General features: G+C 40.7%; 17 protein-coding genes. 8 read left to right on the top strand and 9 right to left on the bottom strand.

Translation table 11 applies throughout. The annotated features are described in order from the left end of the window. Positions 1 to 315 precede the first annotated feature (315 nt). Positions 316 to 1,908 carry an ABC transporter substrate-binding protein gene (locus HV560_RS05090; protein ID WP_176812303.1) on the top strand — a complete coding sequence of 531 codons (1,593 nt, stop codon included), beginning with the start codon at positions 316 to 318 and terminating at the stop codon, positions 1,906 to 1,908. A gap of 131 nt (positions 1,909 to 2,039) precedes the next feature. Here the strand turns inward: HV560_RS05090 and prlC are convergent, their stop codons facing one another. The 3 genes from prlC to HV560_RS05075 all read right to left on the bottom strand — a co-directional run bounded on the left by prlC (position 2,040) and on the right by HV560_RS05075 (position 5,330). Beyond that, entirely contained in the window at positions 2,040 to 4,082 is a 2,043-nt protein-coding gene (gene prlC, locus HV560_RS05085) for an oligopeptidase A (protein ID WP_176812302.1), read from the bottom strand. A 69-nt stretch (positions 4,083 to 4,151) separates the two neighbouring features. Then, positions 4,152 to 4,892, bottom strand: coding sequence for a pyruvate formate lyase 1-activating protein (pflA, locus tag HV560_RS05080; protein WP_176807992.1), 741 nt, complete (start codon positions 4,890 to 4,892; stop codon positions 4,152 to 4,154). A 105-nt stretch (positions 4,893 to 4,997) separates the two neighbouring features. Next, positions 4,998 to 5,330: a helix-turn-helix domain-containing protein gene (locus HV560_RS05075; protein WP_176812301.1), complete on the bottom strand. Its 333-nt coding sequence runs from the start codon at positions 5,328 to 5,330 to the stop codon at positions 4,998 to 5,000. Between the two features lie 161 nt (positions 5,331 to 5,491). Between HV560_RS05075 and HV560_RS05070 the strand changes: the two genes are divergently transcribed. Together HV560_RS05070 and HV560_RS05065 are read left to right on the top strand one after the other, a co-directional pair. Further along, positions 5,492 to 5,944: a DUF805 domain-containing protein gene (locus tag HV560_RS05070; RefSeq protein ID WP_176812300.1), complete on the top strand. Its 453-nt coding sequence runs from the start codon at positions 5,492 to 5,494 to the stop codon at positions 5,942 to 5,944. 21 nt (positions 5,945 to 5,965) lie between these two features. After that, entirely contained in the window at positions 5,966 to 6,619 is a 654-nt protein-coding gene (locus HV560_RS05065; RefSeq protein ID WP_176812299.1) for an IS1595 family transposase, read from the top strand. 76 nt (positions 6,620 to 6,695) lie between these two features. On the opposite strand, the gene HV560_RS05060 is transcribed toward HV560_RS05065, so the two are convergent. From HV560_RS05060 to focA, 4 genes are all read right to left on the bottom strand, one after another. Continuing rightward, positions 6,696 to 7,799 (bottom strand): adenosylhomocysteinase, encoded by a 1,104-nt coding sequence (locus HV560_RS05060; RefSeq protein ID WP_176812298.1) that lies wholly within the window; start codon positions 7,797 to 7,799, stop codon positions 6,696 to 6,698. Positions 7,800 to 7,924: 125 nt separating this feature from the next. Next, positions 7,925 to 8,950, bottom strand: coding sequence for a virulence RhuM family protein (locus HV560_RS05055; RefSeq protein WP_176812297.1), 1,026 nt, complete (start codon positions 8,948 to 8,950; stop codon positions 7,925 to 7,927). Positions 8,951 to 9,103: 153 nt separating this feature from the next. Continuing rightward, a complete protein-coding gene (pflB, locus tag HV560_RS05050; RefSeq protein WP_176812296.1) occupies positions 9,104 to 11,428 on the bottom strand; it encodes a formate C-acetyltransferase in 2,325 nt (774 codons plus the stop codon). Positions 11,429 to 11,513: 85 nt separating this feature from the next. Continuing rightward, on the bottom strand, positions 11,514 to 12,338 hold the full coding sequence (gene focA, locus HV560_RS05045; RefSeq protein ID WP_176807984.1) for a formate transporter FocA: 825 nt from the start codon (positions 12,336 to 12,338) through the stop codon (positions 11,514 to 11,516). 198 nt (positions 12,339 to 12,536) lie between these two features. On the opposite strand from focA, the gene HV560_RS05040 reads away from it, so the two are divergent. Next, entirely contained in the window at positions 12,537 to 13,031 is a 495-nt protein-coding gene (locus tag HV560_RS05040; RefSeq protein WP_176809677.1) for a YqaA family protein, read from the top strand. A gap of 51 nt (positions 13,032 to 13,082) precedes the next feature. Here HV560_RS05040 and htpX read toward each other — a convergent pair whose 3' ends face one another. Then, entirely contained in the window at positions 13,083 to 13,952 is an 870-nt protein-coding gene (htpX, locus tag HV560_RS05035) for a protease HtpX (RefSeq protein WP_176809676.1), read from the bottom strand. 296 nt (positions 13,953 to 14,248) lie between these two features. Here htpX and HV560_RS05030 point away from each other — a divergent pair, with 296 nt between their 5' ends. Both HV560_RS05030 and aspS read left to right on the top strand, forming a co-directional pair. Then, positions 14,249 to 15,160: a LysO family transporter gene (locus HV560_RS05030; protein ID WP_176807982.1), complete on the top strand. Its 912-nt coding sequence runs from the start codon at positions 14,249 to 14,251 to the stop codon at positions 15,158 to 15,160. A gap of 152 nt (positions 15,161 to 15,312) precedes the next feature. Further along, positions 15,313 to 17,088 carry an aspartate--tRNA ligase gene (gene aspS / locus HV560_RS05025; protein WP_176812295.1) on the top strand — a complete coding sequence of 592 codons (1,776 nt, stop codon included), beginning with the start codon at positions 15,313 to 15,315 and terminating at the stop codon, positions 17,086 to 17,088. 83 nt (positions 17,089 to 17,171) lie between these two features. Here aspS and HV560_RS05020 read toward each other — a convergent pair whose 3' ends face one another. After that, a complete protein-coding gene (locus HV560_RS05020) occupies positions 17,172 to 18,011 on the bottom strand; it encodes a DUF72 domain-containing protein (RefSeq protein ID WP_176812837.1) in 840 nt (279 codons plus the stop codon). A gap of 79 nt (positions 18,012 to 18,090) precedes the next feature. Between HV560_RS05020 and HV560_RS05015 the strand changes: the two genes are divergently transcribed. Both HV560_RS05015 and nudB read left to right on the top strand, forming a co-directional pair. Beyond that, positions 18,091 to 18,996, top strand: coding sequence for a DMT family transporter (locus tag HV560_RS05015; RefSeq protein ID WP_236650880.1), 906 nt, complete (start codon positions 18,091 to 18,093; stop codon positions 18,994 to 18,996). A 39-nt stretch (positions 18,997 to 19,035) separates the two neighbouring features. Continuing rightward, complete coding sequence (gene nudB, locus HV560_RS05010) at positions 19,036 to 19,494, top strand: dihydroneopterin triphosphate diphosphatase (RefSeq protein ID WP_176812836.1); 459 nt, start codon at positions 19,036 to 19,038, stop codon at positions 19,492 to 19,494. Positions 19,495 to 19,503: the final 9 nt, after the last annotated feature.

Genomic DNA, 19,503 nt, shown 5'->3' with positions numbered 1-19,503 from the left:
TCTACCGCTTGCTATAGTATAGAAAAGCATTTCTTTCACCGATTTTTTGTTAGAATAGCCTCGAACTCGGCACTCGCCGAGTAATGGCTAACCAAATGGAGTTTTTATGAAAAAATTACTAGCACTTTGCAGTAAAAAGCAAAAAAGACCGTGCTAAATTTGAAGCCTGCTTAAAAGAAAAAGGCTTTGAAAAACCAACAAACCACCCGAAAGTGAAAGCTCATCACTAATTTATATAAAACATAATCTTTGGTTATTTTGCAAACGATGAAATGCTAGGTAAGTTATAGCTAAATATTAACTGAAGGAGTTTTTATGCGTCTTTCCAACTTAGCTTTAAGCCTTACTTTATTTTCTACCGCTATCGCCTATGCGGCTCCAGCTAATACACTGATTAGCTGTGTTGCCACACCCCCAGGAAAATTAAGCCCTGCGATTACCAATGATGCAAACGATTTCAATGCTAGCTCCCAGCAAGTTTATAATCGATTATTAGATTTTAAATCAGGGGAGTTGAACATTGAGCCGAGTTTGGCGGAAAAATGGGAAGTTTCAGAAGATGGTTTGACCTATACTTTTCATTTAAGAAAAGATGTGAAATTCCATAGCAATAAAAACTTTACTCCAAGTCGTGGGCTAAATGCAGATGATGTGATTTTTTCATTCCAACGCCAAATGGATTCAAAACATTCCTACCATAAAGTTTCGGGTGGAACTTATTTCTACTACCAGTGGATGAATTTACCGAAAATCGTTAAATCTATCGAAAAAGCGGATGATTACACGGTAAAAATTACTTTACAACAACCAAATACCCCATTTTTAACAACGGTAGCAATGGATTTTTTATCCATTTATTCTAAAGAATATGCAGATAAATTGTTGGCAGAAGGCAATCCGGAAGTATTAGATCAAGAGCCTATCGGCACTGGGCCATTTATTTTTCAAACCTATCAGACCGACCACGCGGTTCGTTACATTGCTAACCCTGATTACTTTCAAGGAAAGGCAAAATTTGAACGCCTCATTTTTAGCATTACACCAGATGCAGGAACTCGCTATGCCAAATTAAGGGCAGGCGAATGTGATGTGATTGATTTCCCGAATATTTCCGATATTGCACAAATGAAACAAGATCCGAAGGTAAATCTATTACAACGAGATGGACTGAATTTAGCTTATATCGGACTAAACAGCACGAAACCAGCGTTAAATAATGCCAAAGTACGCCAAGCTTTACACTATGCTACAGATAAGAAAAGCATTGTAGAGGCTGTTTACCAAGGCAGTGGTTCGGTTGCGACTAATCCTTTCCCAAATGCAGTTTTAGGCTATAACGATAACCTACCGCAGTATGAGTTTAACTTAGAAAAAGCAAAAGCATTGCTGGTTGAAGCTGGTTTTGCAGATGGTTTTGAAACGGAAATTTGGGTACAACCAGTGGTTCGTCCTTCCAACCCAAACCCACGTCGCACTGCGGAAATTATTCAGGCAGATTGGGCAAAAATCGGTGTAAAAGCGAAACTGGTGACCCATGAATGGGCTGATTTTAATAAACGCACCCGTGAAGGTGAATTTTCTGCTGGTACTTATGGTTGGACAAGTCGTAATGGTGATCCTGATAATTTCTTGTTCCCATTACTGAGTAAAGCCAATATTCCTGGGACAAACTATGGACGTTGGACGGATGAAAATTTTGAGGCTTTACTTGCCAAAGCTGTGCAAACTCAAAATCGTGAAGAGCGAGCAAAACTTTATCAAGAGGCGGTGCATATTGTGAATGAGCAAACTCCATTTATTCCGCTTGCCCATTCAATTAACTATGTTCCACTCAGCCAACGAGTGCAAGGTTTTGTACCAAATCCATTCGGTTATACTTCGTTTTATCGAGTTTCTTTAGCTAAGTAAGCCAATAACGCAACCTTGATTCTTCCCCAAAACCTGGATACCTAATTTGAGGGGCAAATCACAAAGCGGTCAAATCTGCAAAAAATTTTGCAAATTTGACCGCTTGTCTTAGCACGTTAAACTACCTGCCTTTAATTCCCCGAAATTCCTTTATGGCGTAGCAACGCATCAAGGGTTGGTTTTCTGCCACGGAAGCGTTCAAATAGCACCATCGGCTCTTCTGAACCGCCACGGGTTAAGATGTTATCTAAGAAAGATTGCCCAGTTTCGGCGTTGAATATGCCCTCTTCTTCAAAGCGTGAGTAAGCATCGGCTGAAAGCACTTCTGCCCATAAGTAGCTGTAGTAGCCTGCCGCATAGCCGCCAGCGAAAATATGCGAGAAGCTATGTGGCGTTCTTGCCCATTCCACACCTTTTGCCACCGCAACTTGATCTTTTACTTCTTTAAGCAACGCCAACACTTGCCCTTGTTTGTTCGGGTCATATTCGGTGTGCAGGCGGAAGTCAAACAAGCCAAACTCTAACTGACGAAGCACAAACATTGCCGCTTGGAAATTTTTCGCCGCTAAGAGCTGATCTAACTTCGCTTTCGGCAACGGTTCGCCCGTTTCATAATGCCCTGAAATAAAGGCGAGAGCCTCCTCTTCCCAGCACCAGTTCTCTAAGAATTGGCTTGGCAGCTCAACAGCATCCCACGGCACGCCGTTAATACCCGCAACATCACCCACATCAATTTCCGTGAGCATATGGTGGATGCCGTGCCCAAATTCGTGGAATAGGGTGGTGACTTCATCGTGAGTGAATAACGCGGGTTTGTCACCAATCGGCTTGTTGAAGTTACAGGTTAAATATGCTACTGGTTTTTGCAAGGTGCCATCTGCTAGGCGTTTTTGGTTGATGCAGTCGTCCATCCAAGCTCCGCCCCGTTTGTTTTCTCGAGCATATAAGTCAAGGTAGAACGATCCACGTAAGCGGTCGTTTTTGTCAAAAATATTGAAAAAACGCACGTCTTTGTGCCAAACGTCCACACCTTTTTGCTCTTCCACACGCATTGCAAAAATGCGTTTCATCACCTCAAATAAGCCTGAAAGCACACGATTTTCTGGAAAATAAGGGCGAAGTTCTTCATCATTGACTGAATATAACGCTTGTTTCTGTTTTTCGCTGTAGAATGTAATATCCCATAAATCAAGATGTTCCACACCAAAATGTTCTTTGGCAAACTTCTTCAACTCACATAATTCATTTTTACCTTGAGCTTTTGAGCGTTCGGCTAAATCATTTAAAAAACCTAGCACTTGCTGCGGATTTTCTGCCATTTTTGTCGCTAATGAATAATCAGAATAGGTGTTAAAACCGAGCAGTTGCGATCTTTCGTGGCGAAGTTTTAAGATCTCCTCAATAATGAGGCTATTATCCCATTTGCCTGCATTCGGGCCTTGATCAGAAGCACGCGTTACAAATGCTCTATACATTTCCTCACGCAATGCCTTGTTTTCACAATACGTTAGCACAGGCAAATAGCTTGGGATTTCAAGGGTGAAACGGTAGCCCTTTTTGCCTTTGCTTTCTGCGGATAATTTTGCGGCTTCAAGTGCAGATTCTGGCAAGCCTTTTAATTGTGCCTCGTCAGTAATTACGATGTCCCAGCCCATTGTGGCATCTAGCACGTTATTGCTAAATTGTGAACTAAGTTCAGATAAGCGGGCGGAAATTTCTCCATAACGTTTTTGTTTATCAGCGGGTAAAGAGATGCCAGATAATTCAAAATCTTGTAGGCTGTTTTCAATCGCTTTTTTCTGTGCAGGTGAATAGTTAGCAAATTCAGGGCTGTTTTTTAATTTTAAGTAGCCTTGATAAAGCCCCTGATGTTGCCCTGCCCAAGTACTGTATTCCGATAATAACGGCAAGCAGGCTTGGTATTCTTCACGCAATTCAGGGGAATTTTTTACCGCATTCAAATGACTCACTGGCGACCAGGCACGAGAGAATTGATCACCTGCGATTACTTGTGGCAAATAGAAATTTTCCCAAGTTGGATGCTCAATTTTGGCAACCATCTCAACCGTTTCACGACATTTTTTAATTACCGTTTCAACTGCAGGCTTGATATGTTCAGGTTTAATTTGCGAAAAGGCTGGCAAGCCCGTGTAATTTAAAAGAGGGTTAGACATTATTTTTCCTTACATTTTAGGCGTATAAATACACCTTTATGATTAAATTTTTAAGGGCGTAAAGCCCAGTTAGAATTTCACCGTATGCCCATAACTTTCAATAATTTTTTGGATACGTTCTAAATCTTCTTTTGGCGGTGGAAGTATGCCATCAAGCTCATATTTATAGCCCAAAGTTTCCCATTTGTGAGCCCCAAGACGGTGGTATGGCAGAAGCTCGACTTTTTCGATGTTGTCCATTCCTTGAATAAACTGCCCTAAACGGTGGGCAGAATCGTCATCGTCCGTGTAGCCTGGAACTACCACATAACGAACCCAAGTTGGCTTATTCATTTTGTGTAAATAACGAGCAAAATCTAACGTTCGCTTATTAGATACGCCGATCAAATCTTGGTGGACTTCATCGTTCAGTTGTTTTAAATCAAGCAAAACAAGATCGGTCACCTCTAGCATTTCATCCACTACAGGGCTGTAGTTACGCACAAAGCCATTGGTGTCTAAACAGGTGTTGATGCCCTCTGCTTTACAGGCCCGAAACCAATCTCGTACAAATTCCATTTGCAGCACCGCCTCACCACCTGAAGCCGTCACACCACCGCCTGTGGCTTTCATAAAATGCTTATAAGTGGTGACTTCTTTCATCAATTCTTCCACGCTGATCTCTTTGCCACCATCGAGATCCCAAGTATCACGATTATGGCAGTACTTACAACGCATTAAACAACCTTGTAAAAAAAGAATAAAACGAATCCCCGGACCATCTACCGTGCCACAGGATTCATAAGAATGGATACATCCAACAACAGACATTTGCTTACTTCGAACCTCAAAAAATTTTGACAAATTGTAGCAAATTTTTAGATTGTTCGCAGAAATAAATCAAGCCATTAAACTTTACTCGGCGAGAAATCCCAACTATTTTTTGATCTCTTTCAGAAAATCAACGAATAGCGATTTTTGCGTTTGGGTTAATTCCTGCCAATATCGGTCGGCGTCATCGCTATTCCAATCAAACCCTTCCATACAATCGGAAAAAAAGTAGCTAATCGGTGTTTTCAAAAAAGTGGCAATCGCCACCAAATGTGCCACGTTGATCTTATTCGCCCCTCGTTCATAGCGTGAAAGCTGTGGTTGGGAAATATCTACATACTCCGACAACCTCTCCGCCGAATATCCCATTTCTCTGCGTTTTTGTTGAATGCGTTGACCGACAAGACGGTCGATGTCTGTTGAAATCAGCTGTGCCATAGTTATCTCATAAAATTATGCGTTTATGGCATAATTTTTTGTGATTTTGTGCATTGACTGAATACCAGTAGAGGAATACCAGTAGAGGAATACCAGTAGAGGAATACAATTAGCAAAAATTATTCACCTACTAACTAAAATTTCTTTATAGGAGATAAAAAATGAATAGCTTAAAAAATTTTTTCGGTTTTTTCTTTGGATTTAAAGGACGAATAGGGAGACTTCACTATGCTTTATTCTTGCTAGTCTTGGCTGTAAGTTATCTATTTGCTAGTATGATTTTAGAACTCATGAATATAGGGCGAGTTCTCTATAATAATCCCACAACGAGATATACCGAGTATCTTGTATATTTATCTGCAATTTTTGCATTACTTATTGTGCTCAAATATTCCCTTATTATTAGACGTATACACGATTTCAATGAAAAAGCGACAGGCAATAAGTTATTCCAAGCTATTTTATGGGCAGATATTCTTTCACTGTTTAACTTATCTATTACTTATGAAATGAAACATTTTGTTAATTTGGCAATGACAGTGATTTCTATTAGTTGCCTTATTATTCTTGCATTTAAAAAAGGTGATATAAAAGAAGGGGCTGTAGTAGATTAGCATCACTGCCATACTACAAAAATGAAGATAACCCATTGTAAATTAAAGAAATCTTTGCAGAAAAAGCTTCTTGAATTTTTTGTTGCTGAAGTGACCGCTAGAACCGCTGCTGATTTATTAGGTATTCAACCCAATACGGCAGCCCTGTTTTACCACAAAATTAGGCTGGTCATTGAACACCATTTAGCCCTTGAAGCTCATGAAATTTTTGAGGGAAAAATTGAGGTAGATGAAAGCTATTTTGGTGGTCATCGCAAAGGAAAACGAGGGCGAGGTGCGGCTGGGAAAGTCGCTGTATTCGGTTTGTTGAAGCGTCAAGGAAAGGTGTTTACCGTAGTGGTAGAAAATACCAAATCAGAAACGCTAGTGCCGGTTATTACAAGGAAAATCAAGCCTGACAGCTGGGTTTATACGGATACCTATCGTAGCTATGATGCCCTTGATGTGAGCGAATTTCATCACGAGCGAATCAACCATTCCGAACTGTTTGCGAAGAAACAAAACCATATCAATGGCATTGAAAATTTTTGGAATCAAGCGAAGCGAGTACTCCGAAAATATAACGGAATTAACCGAAAAAATTTCCCTTTATTCTTGAAGGAATGTGAATTTCGGTTTAACTTTGGTACACCAAAAGAACAGCTCAAAACGTTGCGAAAATGGTGTGAGATTTAGGGCTAATCTACTACAGCCCCTATTTTTTTAAAATATGTTGTTTTAAGGCTATTCCACTGCTTACAAGCGGTCGATTTTATAACACTTTTTGCCAAACAGCTTTCGGCAGTAAGTAAACATCTTTTTCTGCCTTTTCGCCTTCGCCAACAATATGCCCGATACCACTTGCCATAACCGCAAGAGTAACATCAAAAGCATTAATACTGTCGCCATAACCTGCTGTGAGGTTAAACATTGAGCCGTCTGCCAGCAGATAAACGGTTTTCTCGCCTACTTGGTAAGCATTGACATAGGGCATCGGCACGCTCATTGGGTGTTGTTTTAAAAACGGCACATCAATTTCTTCGGCAACGTGTCCGACATTTAAAATAAATAAGCCTGATTTCGCTTGTTCAATCATCTTGCCTGAGAGCACGTTTTTTGCCCCTGTTGCTGTGGCAACTACATCGGCAATTTTAATGGCTTCAGCAAGCGGCATTACCATCCAACCGTCATATTCGGCTTGTAACGCTCTGGCACGATCTAATTCAGCCACAATCACTTTACCGCCGTAGGCTTTTGCTGAGGCTGCCACGCCTTGCCCTACCAAACCATAGCCAATAACAACTACCGTTTTTTCGTGCAGACTTAAGTGGGTGGTTTGTAAGAAAGTATGCCAAGCGGTTAAGCCGACCATATAGCGGTTGTGCAAGCCCTCTTTCACCGGCAAATCGTCCCAGTTGAAAATCGGGTAATAAGGTTTCAAACCATTTAAGCGATTCACGCCAGAACCTGTTGCCTCCAATCCTGCTTTCACGCCTGTTTGTAAGCCTTTTGAATGAATCAGCGAGGTTAAATCTGACCCCATTTCGCATAAATGGGTTGGCTGCCAATCTACTGCTTTTTGAAAACTTTCGTACCAGTCGGCATTGGACATATCACGCCAAGCATGGGCACCTGCACCGTGTTCAACTAAATACGCCACCACATCATCTTGTACGGTGGTTGGGTTGCAAGTGGTTAAAAACACTTTTGCCCCTTTATCTAGCAAGCCTTTCACTAACGGAGCCATTTTCAAATCTAAGTGCATATTGCACGCTAAACGCACGTGGGATAAATCAGGTAAAGCCTCAACAGCTGCACGCGTACGGGTCATATGTAGTGTTGCCCAATTTAATTCAGCAGAAAAATTTTGATACATTAAAGAAACCTTATATAAACAAATTAATAACATATTGGAATTATACGCTATATTTAAATTTTTGCATTTTTTAAACCTATTTTCACCGCTTGTAAGCGGTCAGTTTTCCGTAAAAATTTGCAAACCTAACCTGCGTGGTATTTAGCTGCCATCTCTTTTACCAGTAAGTCAAAATCACTTTCATAACTCAAATCTTGTTTCACTCGGTATTTTTCAAATTCGCTTAAGGCAAACGATTTAGCGATTTCAGCAGTAACTTTGCCAGCATCTTGTAAAATTTCTCGGTCTGTGGCGGCAAGAAAGCGATTGAGGCGGGTTTCCCAATCTGCCATTGTCATAGGAATTTGGCGTTCTGCCATATCTTCCGCCATATCTAAATAAGCCGATACCAGCCGTTGTAATTGTGCAAGCTCATTGTCAGACAGGTAATTTTTGGCAACGACTACATCAAACAGATAAATTTTACCCTGCGGAGCGTCTTTCCAATTCGTTAGCCCCATATTCGGTTTTTCAGCATTGGCTCTTGCCATAATCAGCTCAGCAGCAGTATGTCCGTGAATTGCCCAGTGCAATTTATTTTGTACTGTAGCAAAAAAGCGTTTGGTGGCAGTGGCGGTGCGGTCGTAATCCACTGAGGTTGCGTAAATGTCGGTGATTTTTTGGTAGAACTTGCGTTCGGATAATCGAATTTCCCGAATGCGGGCAAGCTGTTCTTCAAAGTATTTCTTGCCTAAAATTGTGCCGTCATTTTTTAGCCGTTCATCGTCCATCGCAAAGCCTTTAATCGCAAAGCTCTGTACAATTTCAGTCGCCCATTTGCGAAACTGCACTGCTCGCTCGGAATTAACTTTATAACCTACTGCGATAATGGCAGATAAATTATAGTGCTTCGTCTGGTAGTTTTTTCCGTCTTGGGCAGTTACTCGAAATTTTCGAGTAACTGAATTTTCATCTAATTCCTTATCAAAAAATATTTTTTGTAAATGGTAAGTAATAGTATGAGACTCTACCTCATAAAGTACTCCCATCATTTTTTGTCTTAGCCAAACATTTTCATCAGAGTAAATAGCATCAACTTGGCTTTCCCCTGTTGCCGTGATAAAGGTCAGATATTCTGCCACAGAGGAACGAATTAAATCTTGCTTAGACATCTCTTTCTCCCATATAGAACACTGTAATTATAAACAATATTTCTAAAGCTGTGTAAATGAATAACTATTTTTTTCGAGCGAGATCACAAAAAAACCGCTTGTGGCATAAATACCACAAGCGGTTGATTTTTCTAAAAGTTTTGCAAATTGCTATTACATACTTTCAGTAAAGGTACGGGTAATTACGTCCATTTGTTGCTCTTTAGTTAAAGAGTTGAAACGTACCGCGTAACCTGATACACGAATCGTTAATTGCGGGTATTTTTCAGGATTTTCAACCGCATCTAATAATGTGTCACGATTTAATACGTTCACATTTAAGTGCTGACCACCTTCTACTGTTGCTTCGTGGTGGAAGTAGCCGTCCATTAAGCCTGCAAGGTTACGTTTTTGTGCTTCGTAATCTTTACCTAACGCATTTGGTACGATTGAGAAGGTATAAGAGATACCATCTTTTGCATACGCAAATGGCAATTTAGCCACAGAAGTCAGTGAAGCAACCGCACCTTTTTGGTCACGTCCGTGCATTGGATTCGCACCTGGTCCAAATGGTGCACCGCTGCGACGACCATCTGGGGTATTACCTGTTTTCTTACCATAAACCACATTAGATGTGATAGTAAGTACAGATTGAGTTGGCGTTGCATTGCGGTATGTGTTGAGTTTTTGAATTTTCTTCATAAAACGCTCAACTAAATCGACAGCAATTTCGTCTACACGGTTATCGTTGTTACCAAATTGTGGATATTCGCCTTCAATTTCAAAGTCAGTCGCCACGTTTTTCGTCACACCAACCACTTCACCCGCTTTGTTTTTAATTTCAATATCACTGCGAATTGGTTTGACTTTCGCATATTTAATCGCTGAAAGTGAGTCTGCCGCAACCGATAATCCAGCAATACCACACGCCATCGTACGGAATACATCACGATCGTGAAGTGCCATTAATGCTGCTTCGTATGCATATTTATCGTGCATAAAGTGAATGATATTTAACGCCGTCACATATTGGGTTGCTAACCAGTCCATAAAGCTGTCTAGACGAGTCATCACGTCATCATAATCTAAATATTCACTTGTAATTGCTTCCGATTTCGGACCAATTTGTTCACCCGATTTCTCATCAATACCGCCATTGATTGCATATAGCAATGTTTTCGCTAAGTTTGCTCGTGCACCGAAAAATTGCATCATTTTACCCACAATCATTGGGCTTACACAGCACGCAATTGCATAGTCGTCATTTTGAAAATCCGGACGCATTAAATCATCATTTTCATATTGCACCGATGAGGTATCAATAGACACTTTCGCACAATAGCGTTTGAACCCTTCAGGTAATTGCTCAGACCAAAGAATGGTTAAATTTGGCTCTGGTGAAGGCCCCATTGTGTAAAGGGTGTGTAATATACGGAAGCTATTTTTCGTGACTAATGTACGGCCATCTAAGCCCATACCAGCTAACGTTTCCGTTGCCCACATAGGATCGCCTGAGAATAGTTGATCATATTCAGGAGTACGTAAGAAACGCACCATACGCAATTTCATCACTAAGTGATCAATTAATTCTTGAGCTTCTTGTTCGGTGATTTTGCCTGCTTTTAAATCACGCTCAATGAAAATATCTAAGAACGAAGATACACGACCGAACGACATTGCCGCACCGTTTTGCGACTTCACCGCTGCAAGGTACGCAAAATATGTCCATTGCACCGCTTCTTGTGCATTCGTTGCAGGGCCTGAAATATCAAAACCATAGCTTGCCGCCATTTCTTTCATTTTGCCTAATGCACGATGTTGTTCAGCAATTTCTTCACGAAGTTGAATGGTTGCTTGAATATCTTCGCCCGCTTCTAGGCGAGCTTGTAATGATGCAAACTGACGCTGTTTATCTTTCATTAAGAAATCTGCACCGTAAAGTGCCATACGACGATAGTCACCAATGATACGACCGCGACCATAAGCATCAGGTAAACCAGTAATTACACCTGATTTACGGCAGCGTAAAATATCTGGAGTGTAAACATCAAATACGCCTTGGTTATGGGTTTTACGATACTCAGTAAAAATTTTCTCTACTTCTGGCTTTAATTCACGACGATAAACTTTGCACGAGCCTTTCACCATATTGATACCACCAAATGGCATAATCGCACGCTTTAAAGGAGCATCTGTTTGAAGACCCACGATTTTCTCTAAATCTTTGTCGATATAACCTGCTGCGTGAGAAGTAATGGTAGAGGGTGTATCGCAGTCAATGTCATACGGTTCGTGTGTTTTGTTTTCAACTTTGATCATTTCCATTACATCTGCCCACAATTTCTCAGTTGCGGGCGTTACTTCTGCAAGAAAAGATTCATCGCCTTCATAAGGCGTATAGTTTTTTTGGATAAAATCACGAACGTTTACTTCAGTTTGCCAATCGCCACCCGTAAAACCTTCCCAGGCTTTTTGTTGAGCGTCTGTTAATTGAGTCATTTTAAGTCCTCTTATTAGTAAGTAAAAATGGGTAACGGCTGATTTGCAAATTTTTCTCCAAAATCAACCGCTTGATTCTAAAATCCTAGTGTTTTCTAATGTACAAAAACCATTGCATTAAACCGATAAAGCATACACCACCAACAATATTACCTAACGTGGCAGGAATGAGATTTTTAAATACAAAGTGGTGCCAATCCAAATCAGCAAATTGTACTGGATCAACATTAATTGCCGCCCAAAACTCTGGGCTTGCAAAGTGAGAAATCGCCATTCCCATTGGAATCATAAACATATTCGCCACACAATGCTCAAAGCCTGAGGCCACGAACATTGCAATTGGCAACATCATAATAAAGGCTTTATCGGTTAGGCTTTTACCTGCATAAGACATCCATACCGCAATACACACCATAATGTTACAGAAAACACCCAAACAAAATGTTTCAAACCATAAATGATGAATTTTATGCTGTGCGGTATTTAAAATTACCAATCCCCATTGCCCTTTCGCCACCATAATCTGGCCGCTAAACCAAATAAGCAAGACAATAGAAATAGCACCAATAAAGTTACCAAAATAAACAACTACCCAGTTTTTGAACATTTGCAGCCAATTGATTCTTTTACTTGCTCTCGCCACAATGGTAAGCGTTGAAGAGGTAAATAATTCTGCTCCAAATACTACGCACATAATCACACCAAGTGAAAACACCAAACCGCCAATCAGTTTAGCCATACCCCACGGCATTTCACTCGCACCTACTTGGGTTGTGGTATAAAATACAAAAGCTATTGCAATAAAACCGCCTGCGGTAATCGCAGAAAGAAAGGAATATAATTGATTTTTTGTTGCTTTATAAACCGCACCATCTTCTGCGATTTTTGCCATTTCAGCAGGAGAAAACATCAGACAACCTTAAATACGAGAATTAAAAACGGATATATTTTGCAAGAATTATAGACGTCTTCAGTTGTTCTTTAAATAAAATCTTACGCAATCAGAGGTATTTCCACCTCTTTTTTTGATATAGAACAAAATTCTTTAAAAGTACAACATTTAATCAATTTTAAACAAACAATTTCTTAACAAATTAACAATAAATTTATGACAGGATACTTAACTTCATTTTTTAGTTTCTTTTTTTCTGAGCAAAATCAGTTAATCACAATGTTTTTCAGCGGATTACTTAGCTCAACACTCTTACCAGGAAACTCTGAAATTATTTTTACGACTATTGCAAGCCAGCACATTTTAGCAAATCAAACTATTTATTCATCTTCACTATTTGCTCTATTGAGTGTTGCAACAGTAGGAAATAGCTTAGGCAGCCTAATTACTTATGTAATGGGATTGCAGCTTCCCTATCCGAAAAAAGCAGACAATTTTTATACACAATGGGCATTAGAAAAATGCAAGAAATATGGTGTTTTAGTTCTGCTTTTTAGTTGGCTTCCGATTGTAGGAGATATTTTCTGTGGCATTGCAGGTTGGCTACGGTTTAACCTTTGGCAAAGCATCATTTTGATTACGATGGGTAAACTACTGCGTTATCTGTTTCTACTGGCAACGCTTCGCCATATTTTGACGTATGTTTTATAAAGCAAAGCGGTTGTTTTTTGCAAAAATTTTACTAAAAACAACCGCTTGTATTTATAAGCCTCTTAACGCTTCAATACGTTTTTCTAATGGTGGGTGGCTCATAAATAATTCTTTACCACGCACGCCATTAATCATAAACGCTGCGAGAGAACCCTGTAATTCTTGTGGCTCGTGAATACGTTGCAAGCGTTGTAAAGCAGCAATCATTTTCTCTTTACCCACTAATTGTGCAGAGCCTGCATCTGCTCGGAATTCACGATAGCGAGAGAACCACATTGCAATCATTGTTGCAAGTACACCAAACACCATCTGTAATGCAATATCTACCACCCAAAACACTAGAGTGTTGGTACTTGAGTTGCCATTTTCATCACGAGAGCTTGCCGCAGCAGTGGAAATAATACGCGCTAAAAAAATCACGAATGTATTTAACACGCCTTGTAACAGCGTCATTGTTACCATATCGCCGTTCGCAATATGTGCCACCTCGTGTGCCACCACTGCTTCTGCTTCGTCTTGGGTCATTGAATTAAGCAAGCCAGTACTGACTGCAACTAATGAGCTCTTTTTTGTCGCACCTGTTGCGAATGCGTTTACATCTAAGGAATGGTAAATCGCAATATCTGGCATCGGAATATTCACTTGTTGTGCTTGACGTTGAACAGTATTGAATAACCATTGCTCTGCTTCATTACGAGGCTGTGTAATCACCTCAGCCCCAACTGAACGCAATGCCATTGATTTAGACAGAAATAACGAAATTAAAGACCCACTAAAACCAAAGACTAGAGAAAGCACTAAAATCCCAGCAATGCTTTGCCCTTGAATGCCTGTAGCATTAAAAATAATATTTAACACAATCCCTAAAACTAAGGTAATTGCTAAGTTAGTTAATAAAAATAGAATGACACGTTTTGCCATAATGTGTTAAATCTCCGAAATAATTAAATATATGGTGCAATATTGCCTAACTAAGATAATGATTTTGTCAGCAGTTTCAAGCAATTGTTCATAATTTTCCTCATCTTTAACGTTAGTTAATGAAATTTAACACTAATATTTAGTTCAATTCTAAATACCGATTTATCAAAAAGTATTGGTAAAAATTTCTGCAAAAATAACCGCTTGCAGCCTAAGTATTGTATATAAAAACAGTTTTATTTTATGGTCTTATTGTTACAATTCCGAGCTTTCAATTTAAAAATAAGGATAAAAAAATGCTCTACGGTTTAGCGATTGTGCTGATTCCACTTTTCCTTGGTTACCTGGTTACACTTAAAAATCCTAGCTATTTAACTTTCGTCAATAAAGTGGTAAATATCTGCCTTTACCTTATTTTATTGGTAATGGGCATCTCGCTCGGTCAAATAGATAACATATTAACCGAACTCCCACAAATTGGCACAATAGCATTTAGTTTAGTCGCAATATTACTATTTTCAAACATCGTCGGTTTAGTGATTTATGACAAACTTCAACCAATGCAAAGAGTGCAAGTCAATCAGGATCAACTTCCATCTCGCCTGCATTTATTATTCGACTCCTTTAAATTAATTGGCGTCACCTTATTAGGCGGCATTATTGGCTATTTCACAAAAGGCTTAGTCAATTTTCCTTTATATGCAAGTACTTACGTTTTAGAAGTGATGATTTTCGGGGTAGGGATTCAGCTCCGTAACAGTGGCATCCCACTGCGTGAAGTATTTTTCAACAAACGCGGCATTTACACTTCAATGGTGATGATCCTAAGCTCTATCATTGGTGGGGTTATTGCCTCATTTTTACTCAATATTTCACTCGCGAAAGGCTTAACCTTTGCTTCTGCATTTGGCTGGTATTCCCTTTCAAGCGTATTAGTCAATGATGCTTGGGGCCCGATTTACGGCAGTATCGCCTTTTTTAACGATATTTCGCGTGAGATTTTATGCCTGTTTTTAGTGCCACTTTTTATGCGACAATTCCCCTCCACGGCAGTTGGCATTGGCGGTGCAACCTCGCTGGATTGTATGCTCCCAATTATTCAAAAATCAGGCGGCATTCAAATTGTGCCATTGGCGATTAGCTTTGGGTTTATTGTGAATCTTGCTGCACCGCTCCTACTGGCGATTTTTATCGGGCTGGAAGGATAGCAACAAGCGGTTGTTTTTCACTAAAAAATTGCAAAATTTCTATGAAAAATCACCGCTTGTATGTTTTTATTTCTCCTTTTCACACTAATTTCCGCTATAATTCTCAGGTTTTCTCCGATATTCGGGCAACCATTTTCAAAAGGATAATTTATATGATGCGTTCTCACTACTGCGGCAACCTAAACCGCACTCACGTTGGGCAAGCCGTAACATTAAGCGGTTGGGTTCACCGTGTTCGTAACCTTGGTCGTTTTATTTTTATGCAAATTCGTGATCGTGAAGGCATTGTGCAGGTATTTTTCGATGAGAAAGACGAGGCACTTTTCAAACAAGCCTCAGCGTTACGGTCAGAGGCTTGCGTACAAATTCAAGGTGAAGTGATCGCTCGTGATGAATCGCAAATTAACAAAGAAATGGCGACGGGTGAAATTGAAGTCTTGGTAAAAAATTTAGTAGTGTATAACAACGCTGAAGTGTTACCGCTTGACTTCAACCAAACCAATACCGAAGAACAGCGTTTGAAATACCGCTATTTGGATTTACGTCGCCCTGAAATGGCAGAAAAACTCAAAACCCGTGCCAAAATCACGAGTTTCGTTCGCCGCTTTATGGACGACCACGGTTTCTTAGATATAGAAACCCCAATGCTCACCAAAGCCACCCCTGAAGGTGCGAGAGATTACCTTGTGCCAAGCCGTGTGCATAAAGGCAAATTCTATGCCTTGCCACAATCGCCACAGCTTTTCAAACAGTTGCTGATGATGTCAGGCTTTGACCGCTACTACCAAATCGTAAAATGTTTCCGTGACGAAGATTTGCGTGCAGACCGCCAGCCGGAATTTACCCAAATCGATGTGGAAACCTCATTCCTCACAGCCGAAGAAGTGCGTGAATTAATGGAAGAGATGATTCGTGGCTTGTGGTTAGACCGCTTGAACGTGGATTTAGGCAAATTCCCAATGATGACGTGGGCGGAAGCGATGCAGCGTTTCGGTTCAGACAAACCAGATTTGCGTAACCCATTAGAAATGGTCGATGTGGCGGATATTTTAAAATCGGTCGATTTCAAAGTATTTAGCGGCCCAGCGAACGATCCGAAAGGGCGTGTTGTCGCTCTTCGTGTACCAAATGGGGCATCGCTTACGCGTAAAAACATTGATGATTATACCCAATTTGTTGGCATTTACGGGGCAAAAGGCTTGGCGTGGTTGAAAGTGAATGACGTAAACGCTGGCTTAGAAGGCATTCAAAGCCCGGTTGCGAAATTCTTAAACGAAGAGGTGTTAAAAGCCTTATTTGAACGTTTAAATCTGCAAAAAGATGACATCGTGTTCTTCGGTGCAGACAGCTGGAACGTGGCAACCAACGCCATCGGGGCATTACGTTTGAAAGTGGGCAACGACTTAGGCTTAACCGACACCAAAGCGTGGAAACCGCTGTGGGTAGTTGATTTCCCAATGTTTGAGCGTGATGACGAAGGCAATTTATCTGCAATGCACCACCCATTCACCTCGCCGAAAGATTTAAGCCCAGAAGAACTGGTAAAAGATCCTGAAAATGCAGTGGCAAATGCGTACGATATGGTGATCAACGGCTACGAAGTGGGCGGCGGCTCAGTGCGTATTTTCAGCCAACAAATGCAACAAACCGTGTTCAACATTTTAGGCATTAACGAAGAAGAGCAACAAGAGAAATTCGGCTTCTTATTAGATGCGTTAAAATTCGGCACCCCGCCACACGCAGGTTTAGCGTTCGGTTTAGACCGTTTAACAATGCTAATTACCGGCACCGACAACATTCGTGATGTGATCGCTTTCCCGAAAACCACCGCAGCAGCGTGCTTAATGACCGAAGCGCCAAGCTACGCAAATCCGAAAGCGTTGGAAGAGTTGGCAATTACGGTAAAAGCGGTCGAAAAAGCACAATAATTTGCAAATTGTTTATTACCCAGCACGAGCCGTGCTGGGTTACGCATCATTGAGCAGCTTTGCTGCTCTTTTTTCTTTTTGGGTTAAAACAAACTCTGTTGTCCTAGCAATATTTCTGGCACAGGTTTTATCTGAAATCCTTTCTCCGCCAAAAAGCCTTTTAGCGTTTGGATATTATAAAATGCGTGGCTTTTAGTGGTGTTTTCAAAGTAGAGATAGAGCCTGTCGAACTCGGCTTTTCGATGAAACAGCAAATCCGCCAAACCGTTCAACTCTTCGTCCGAATAACGATAATCGTGGCGTTCTGAAGCACTTTGCCCTTTCCACCAATCAGGGTTGCGTCCGTGCAGCCGTAAATAAGCAGTGCGTTGGTTGGCGAAAAAATGAAACGCTGGCAAGCCAATATTCTGCGGATAATCCACATTGCACCAAATCAGATTTGAGCTGTTTGCGAAAGTGTCAAACACAGGCGAAATATGCCAACTTGGGTGTCGGAACTCAATTGCAAGCGGTTGATTTTCAAACCATTTTATCAATTCGCCCAAATAACGGCGATTGGGTGGCGTGCGTTCAAATTGGGTTGGAAATTGAATAAACAAATTCGCCAACACATTTTGCTCCATAAGCGGTTGCAACGCATTCAAAAAGGCTTGAGCCTGCTCTAAAGTTGCCGTGCGTTGGTGGCTGAAATCTTGGTGTAATTTCACTGAAAAATTCAGCCGCCCTTCCGCTTTTTGCACCATTCCCTCAAAGGCTTTCTGCCCGATAGGAGCGTGGAAGGTGCTATTGATTTCAAGCGTATCGTAATGCTGGCTGTAAACCGCCAGAAAATCCTCTTTTTTCGTGCCGAAAGGATAAAGCGTGCCAAGCAGATCGGTGTCGGCATAGCCGCCTGTGCCGATGTAAATATGAGGTAAAGTCATCATTATTCTTGCCAAAATTGTTTTGGCAAATTTTAGAGCTTTTTAGACCGCTTGCAAACCGCTAATAAAGGAGTAAGATTTGGCTATCTGTTCTTATTTTATCATTGTTATGTGGATTTGCTTTACCTTACTGGCAGCTATCGCACAAGCGGTTCGCAATGCTTTTCAAAAGCAACTTAGCCTAAATGTGCCTGTATTGGGCGTCACGCTGGCTCGTTTTTTCTATGCCGTGCCTTTAGCAAGTGGCTATTTATATTTTTTGTACCAATATGATGAAACGCTCAATATTCCTGACTTTCCGCCACTGTTTTTTGTGTATGCGATAGCCGCAGGGCTAGCCCAAATTATGGCAACCTCTCTAATGGTTAAGCTCTTTCACTTAAAAAATTATGCTATCGGCGTTGGGCTTGCGAAAAGTGAGGCAGTTTGGGCAGCCTTACTTGGCGTAATATTTTTTGGCGTCACAATCAGTGGTATTGGGTGGTTTGGCGTCATTCTCGGCGGTGTCGCAATCTTTTTAATGACAGGCAGTAGCAATTTACGCCAGCTTTCGTGGAAAACGCCGTTGCTCGGCATTGGTAGCGGTTTATGCTTTGCTCTCACCTCCCTTTGGGTACGAGAAGCTAGCTTACAACTTCATAGCCACTATTTATTTTCTGCCGCTTGGGTACTTTTTGCTGTTATTACGTTTGAGGCGGTGGTACTTGTGATCTATTTAGCACTTTTCCAACGAGATACACTCGCTAAATTTTTCCGCTTGCCTAAACTGGGCATACTCACTAGCCTATTTTCCTTTCTGGGATCTTTCGGCTGGTTTAATGCAATGAGCTTAAACCACGTTGCCTTTGTAAAAACCCTCGGGCAAGTGGAAATTTTCTTTATTTTAGGCATTTCCTACTTTATTTTTAAAGAGCGGCTGAAAATTCAAGATTTTGTCGGGCTGGTGCTAGTCGTTTTCGCGGCGGTTCTTGTTGTTCTTGGGTAATATTACAAGCGGTTAAAATCACTAAATATTTTGTAAATGATGAATTATAAAAATCCTAATAGCGTGTTAGTTGTCGTTTATGCTAAAAATACTCATCGAGTATTGATGCTACAACGTAAAGACGATCCTGAATTTTGGCAATCCGTAACAGGCTCTATCGAAATAGGCGAAAAACCGATTGAAGCCGCCGAGCGTGAAGTTTTTGAAGAGATTGGCTTGCCAGTTTCCCATTTGCAAAATTCAGAGAAAAAACAACCGCTTGTTGATTGCCAAAAGCAGATAGAATTTGAAATTTTTCCGCATTTTCGGTATAAATACGCACCGAATATCACACATTGTGTCGAGCATTGGTTTTTGTTACTGCTTGAAAGTGAACAAGAGCCGATTTTAAGCGAGCATTTGGCTTACCGTTGGGTTTCGGTTGAGGAAGCGGTCGAAATGACGAAATCCCCGAACAACGCACAGGCGATCAAACAATATCTAACAACATTAAAATAAGGAAAACAA

This window comes from Mannheimia pernigra (genome assembly GCF_013377995.1).
GTDB lineage: Bacteria > Pseudomonadota > Gammaproteobacteria > Enterobacterales > Pasteurellaceae > Mannheimia > Mannheimia pernigra.
Note: the sequence above shows the minus strand (reverse complement) of the source record. Positions and strands in the feature narration are given on the sequence as shown.

Excerpts from the sequence above, each read along its gene's own strand:
- htpX (WP_176809676.1), bottom strand. The coding sequence starts at position 13,952 with ATGGCAAAACGTGTCATTCTATTTTTATTAACTAACTTAGCAATTACC.
- HV560_RS05065 (WP_176812299.1), top strand. The coding sequence starts at position 5,966 with ATGAAGATAACCCATTGTAAATTAAAGAAATCTTTGCAGAAAAAGCTT.
- HV560_RS05055 (WP_176812297.1), bottom strand. The coding sequence starts at position 8,950 with ATGTCTAAGCAAGATTTAATTCGTTCCTCTGTGGCAGAATATCTGACC.
- HV560_RS05070 (WP_176812300.1), top strand. The coding sequence starts at position 5,492 with ATGAATAGCTTAAAAAATTTTTTCGGTTTTTTCTTTGGATTTAAAGGA.
- prlC (WP_176812302.1), bottom strand. The coding sequence starts at position 4,082 with ATGTCTAACCCTCTTTTAAATTACACGGGCTTGCCAGCCTTTTCGCAA.
- HV560_RS05060 (WP_176812298.1), bottom strand. The coding sequence starts at position 7,799 with ATGTATCAAAATTTTTCTGCTGAATTAAATTGGGCAACACTACATATG.
- HV560_RS05020 (WP_176812837.1), bottom strand. The coding sequence starts at position 18,011 with ATGACTTTACCTCATATTTACATCGGCACAGGCGGCTATGCCGACACC.
- nudB (WP_176812836.1), top strand. The coding sequence starts at position 19,036 with ATGAATTATAAAAATCCTAATAGCGTGTTAGTTGTCGTTTATGCTAAA.
- pflB (WP_176812296.1), bottom strand. The coding sequence starts at position 11,428 with ATGACTCAATTAACAGACGCTCAACAAAAAGCCTGGGAAGGTTTTACG.
- aspS (WP_176812295.1), top strand. The coding sequence starts at position 15,313 with ATGATGCGTTCTCACTACTGCGGCAACCTAAACCGCACTCACGTTGGG.
- pflA (WP_176807992.1), bottom strand. The coding sequence starts at position 4,892 with ATGTCTGTTGTTGGATGTATCCATTCTTATGAATCCTGTGGCACGGTA.
- HV560_RS05075 (WP_176812301.1), bottom strand. The coding sequence starts at position 5,330 with ATGGCACAGCTGATTTCAACAGACATCGACCGTCTTGTCGGTCAACGC.
- HV560_RS05090 (WP_176812303.1), top strand. The coding sequence starts at position 316 with ATGCGTCTTTCCAACTTAGCTTTAAGCCTTACTTTATTTTCTACCGCT.
- HV560_RS05030 (WP_176807982.1), top strand. The coding sequence starts at position 14,249 with ATGCTCTACGGTTTAGCGATTGTGCTGATTCCACTTTTCCTTGGTTAC.
- HV560_RS05040 (WP_176809677.1), top strand. The coding sequence starts at position 12,537 with ATGACAGGATACTTAACTTCATTTTTTAGTTTCTTTTTTTCTGAGCAA.
- focA (WP_176807984.1), bottom strand. The coding sequence starts at position 12,338 with ATGTTTTCTCCTGCTGAAATGGCAAAAATCGCAGAAGATGGTGCGGTT.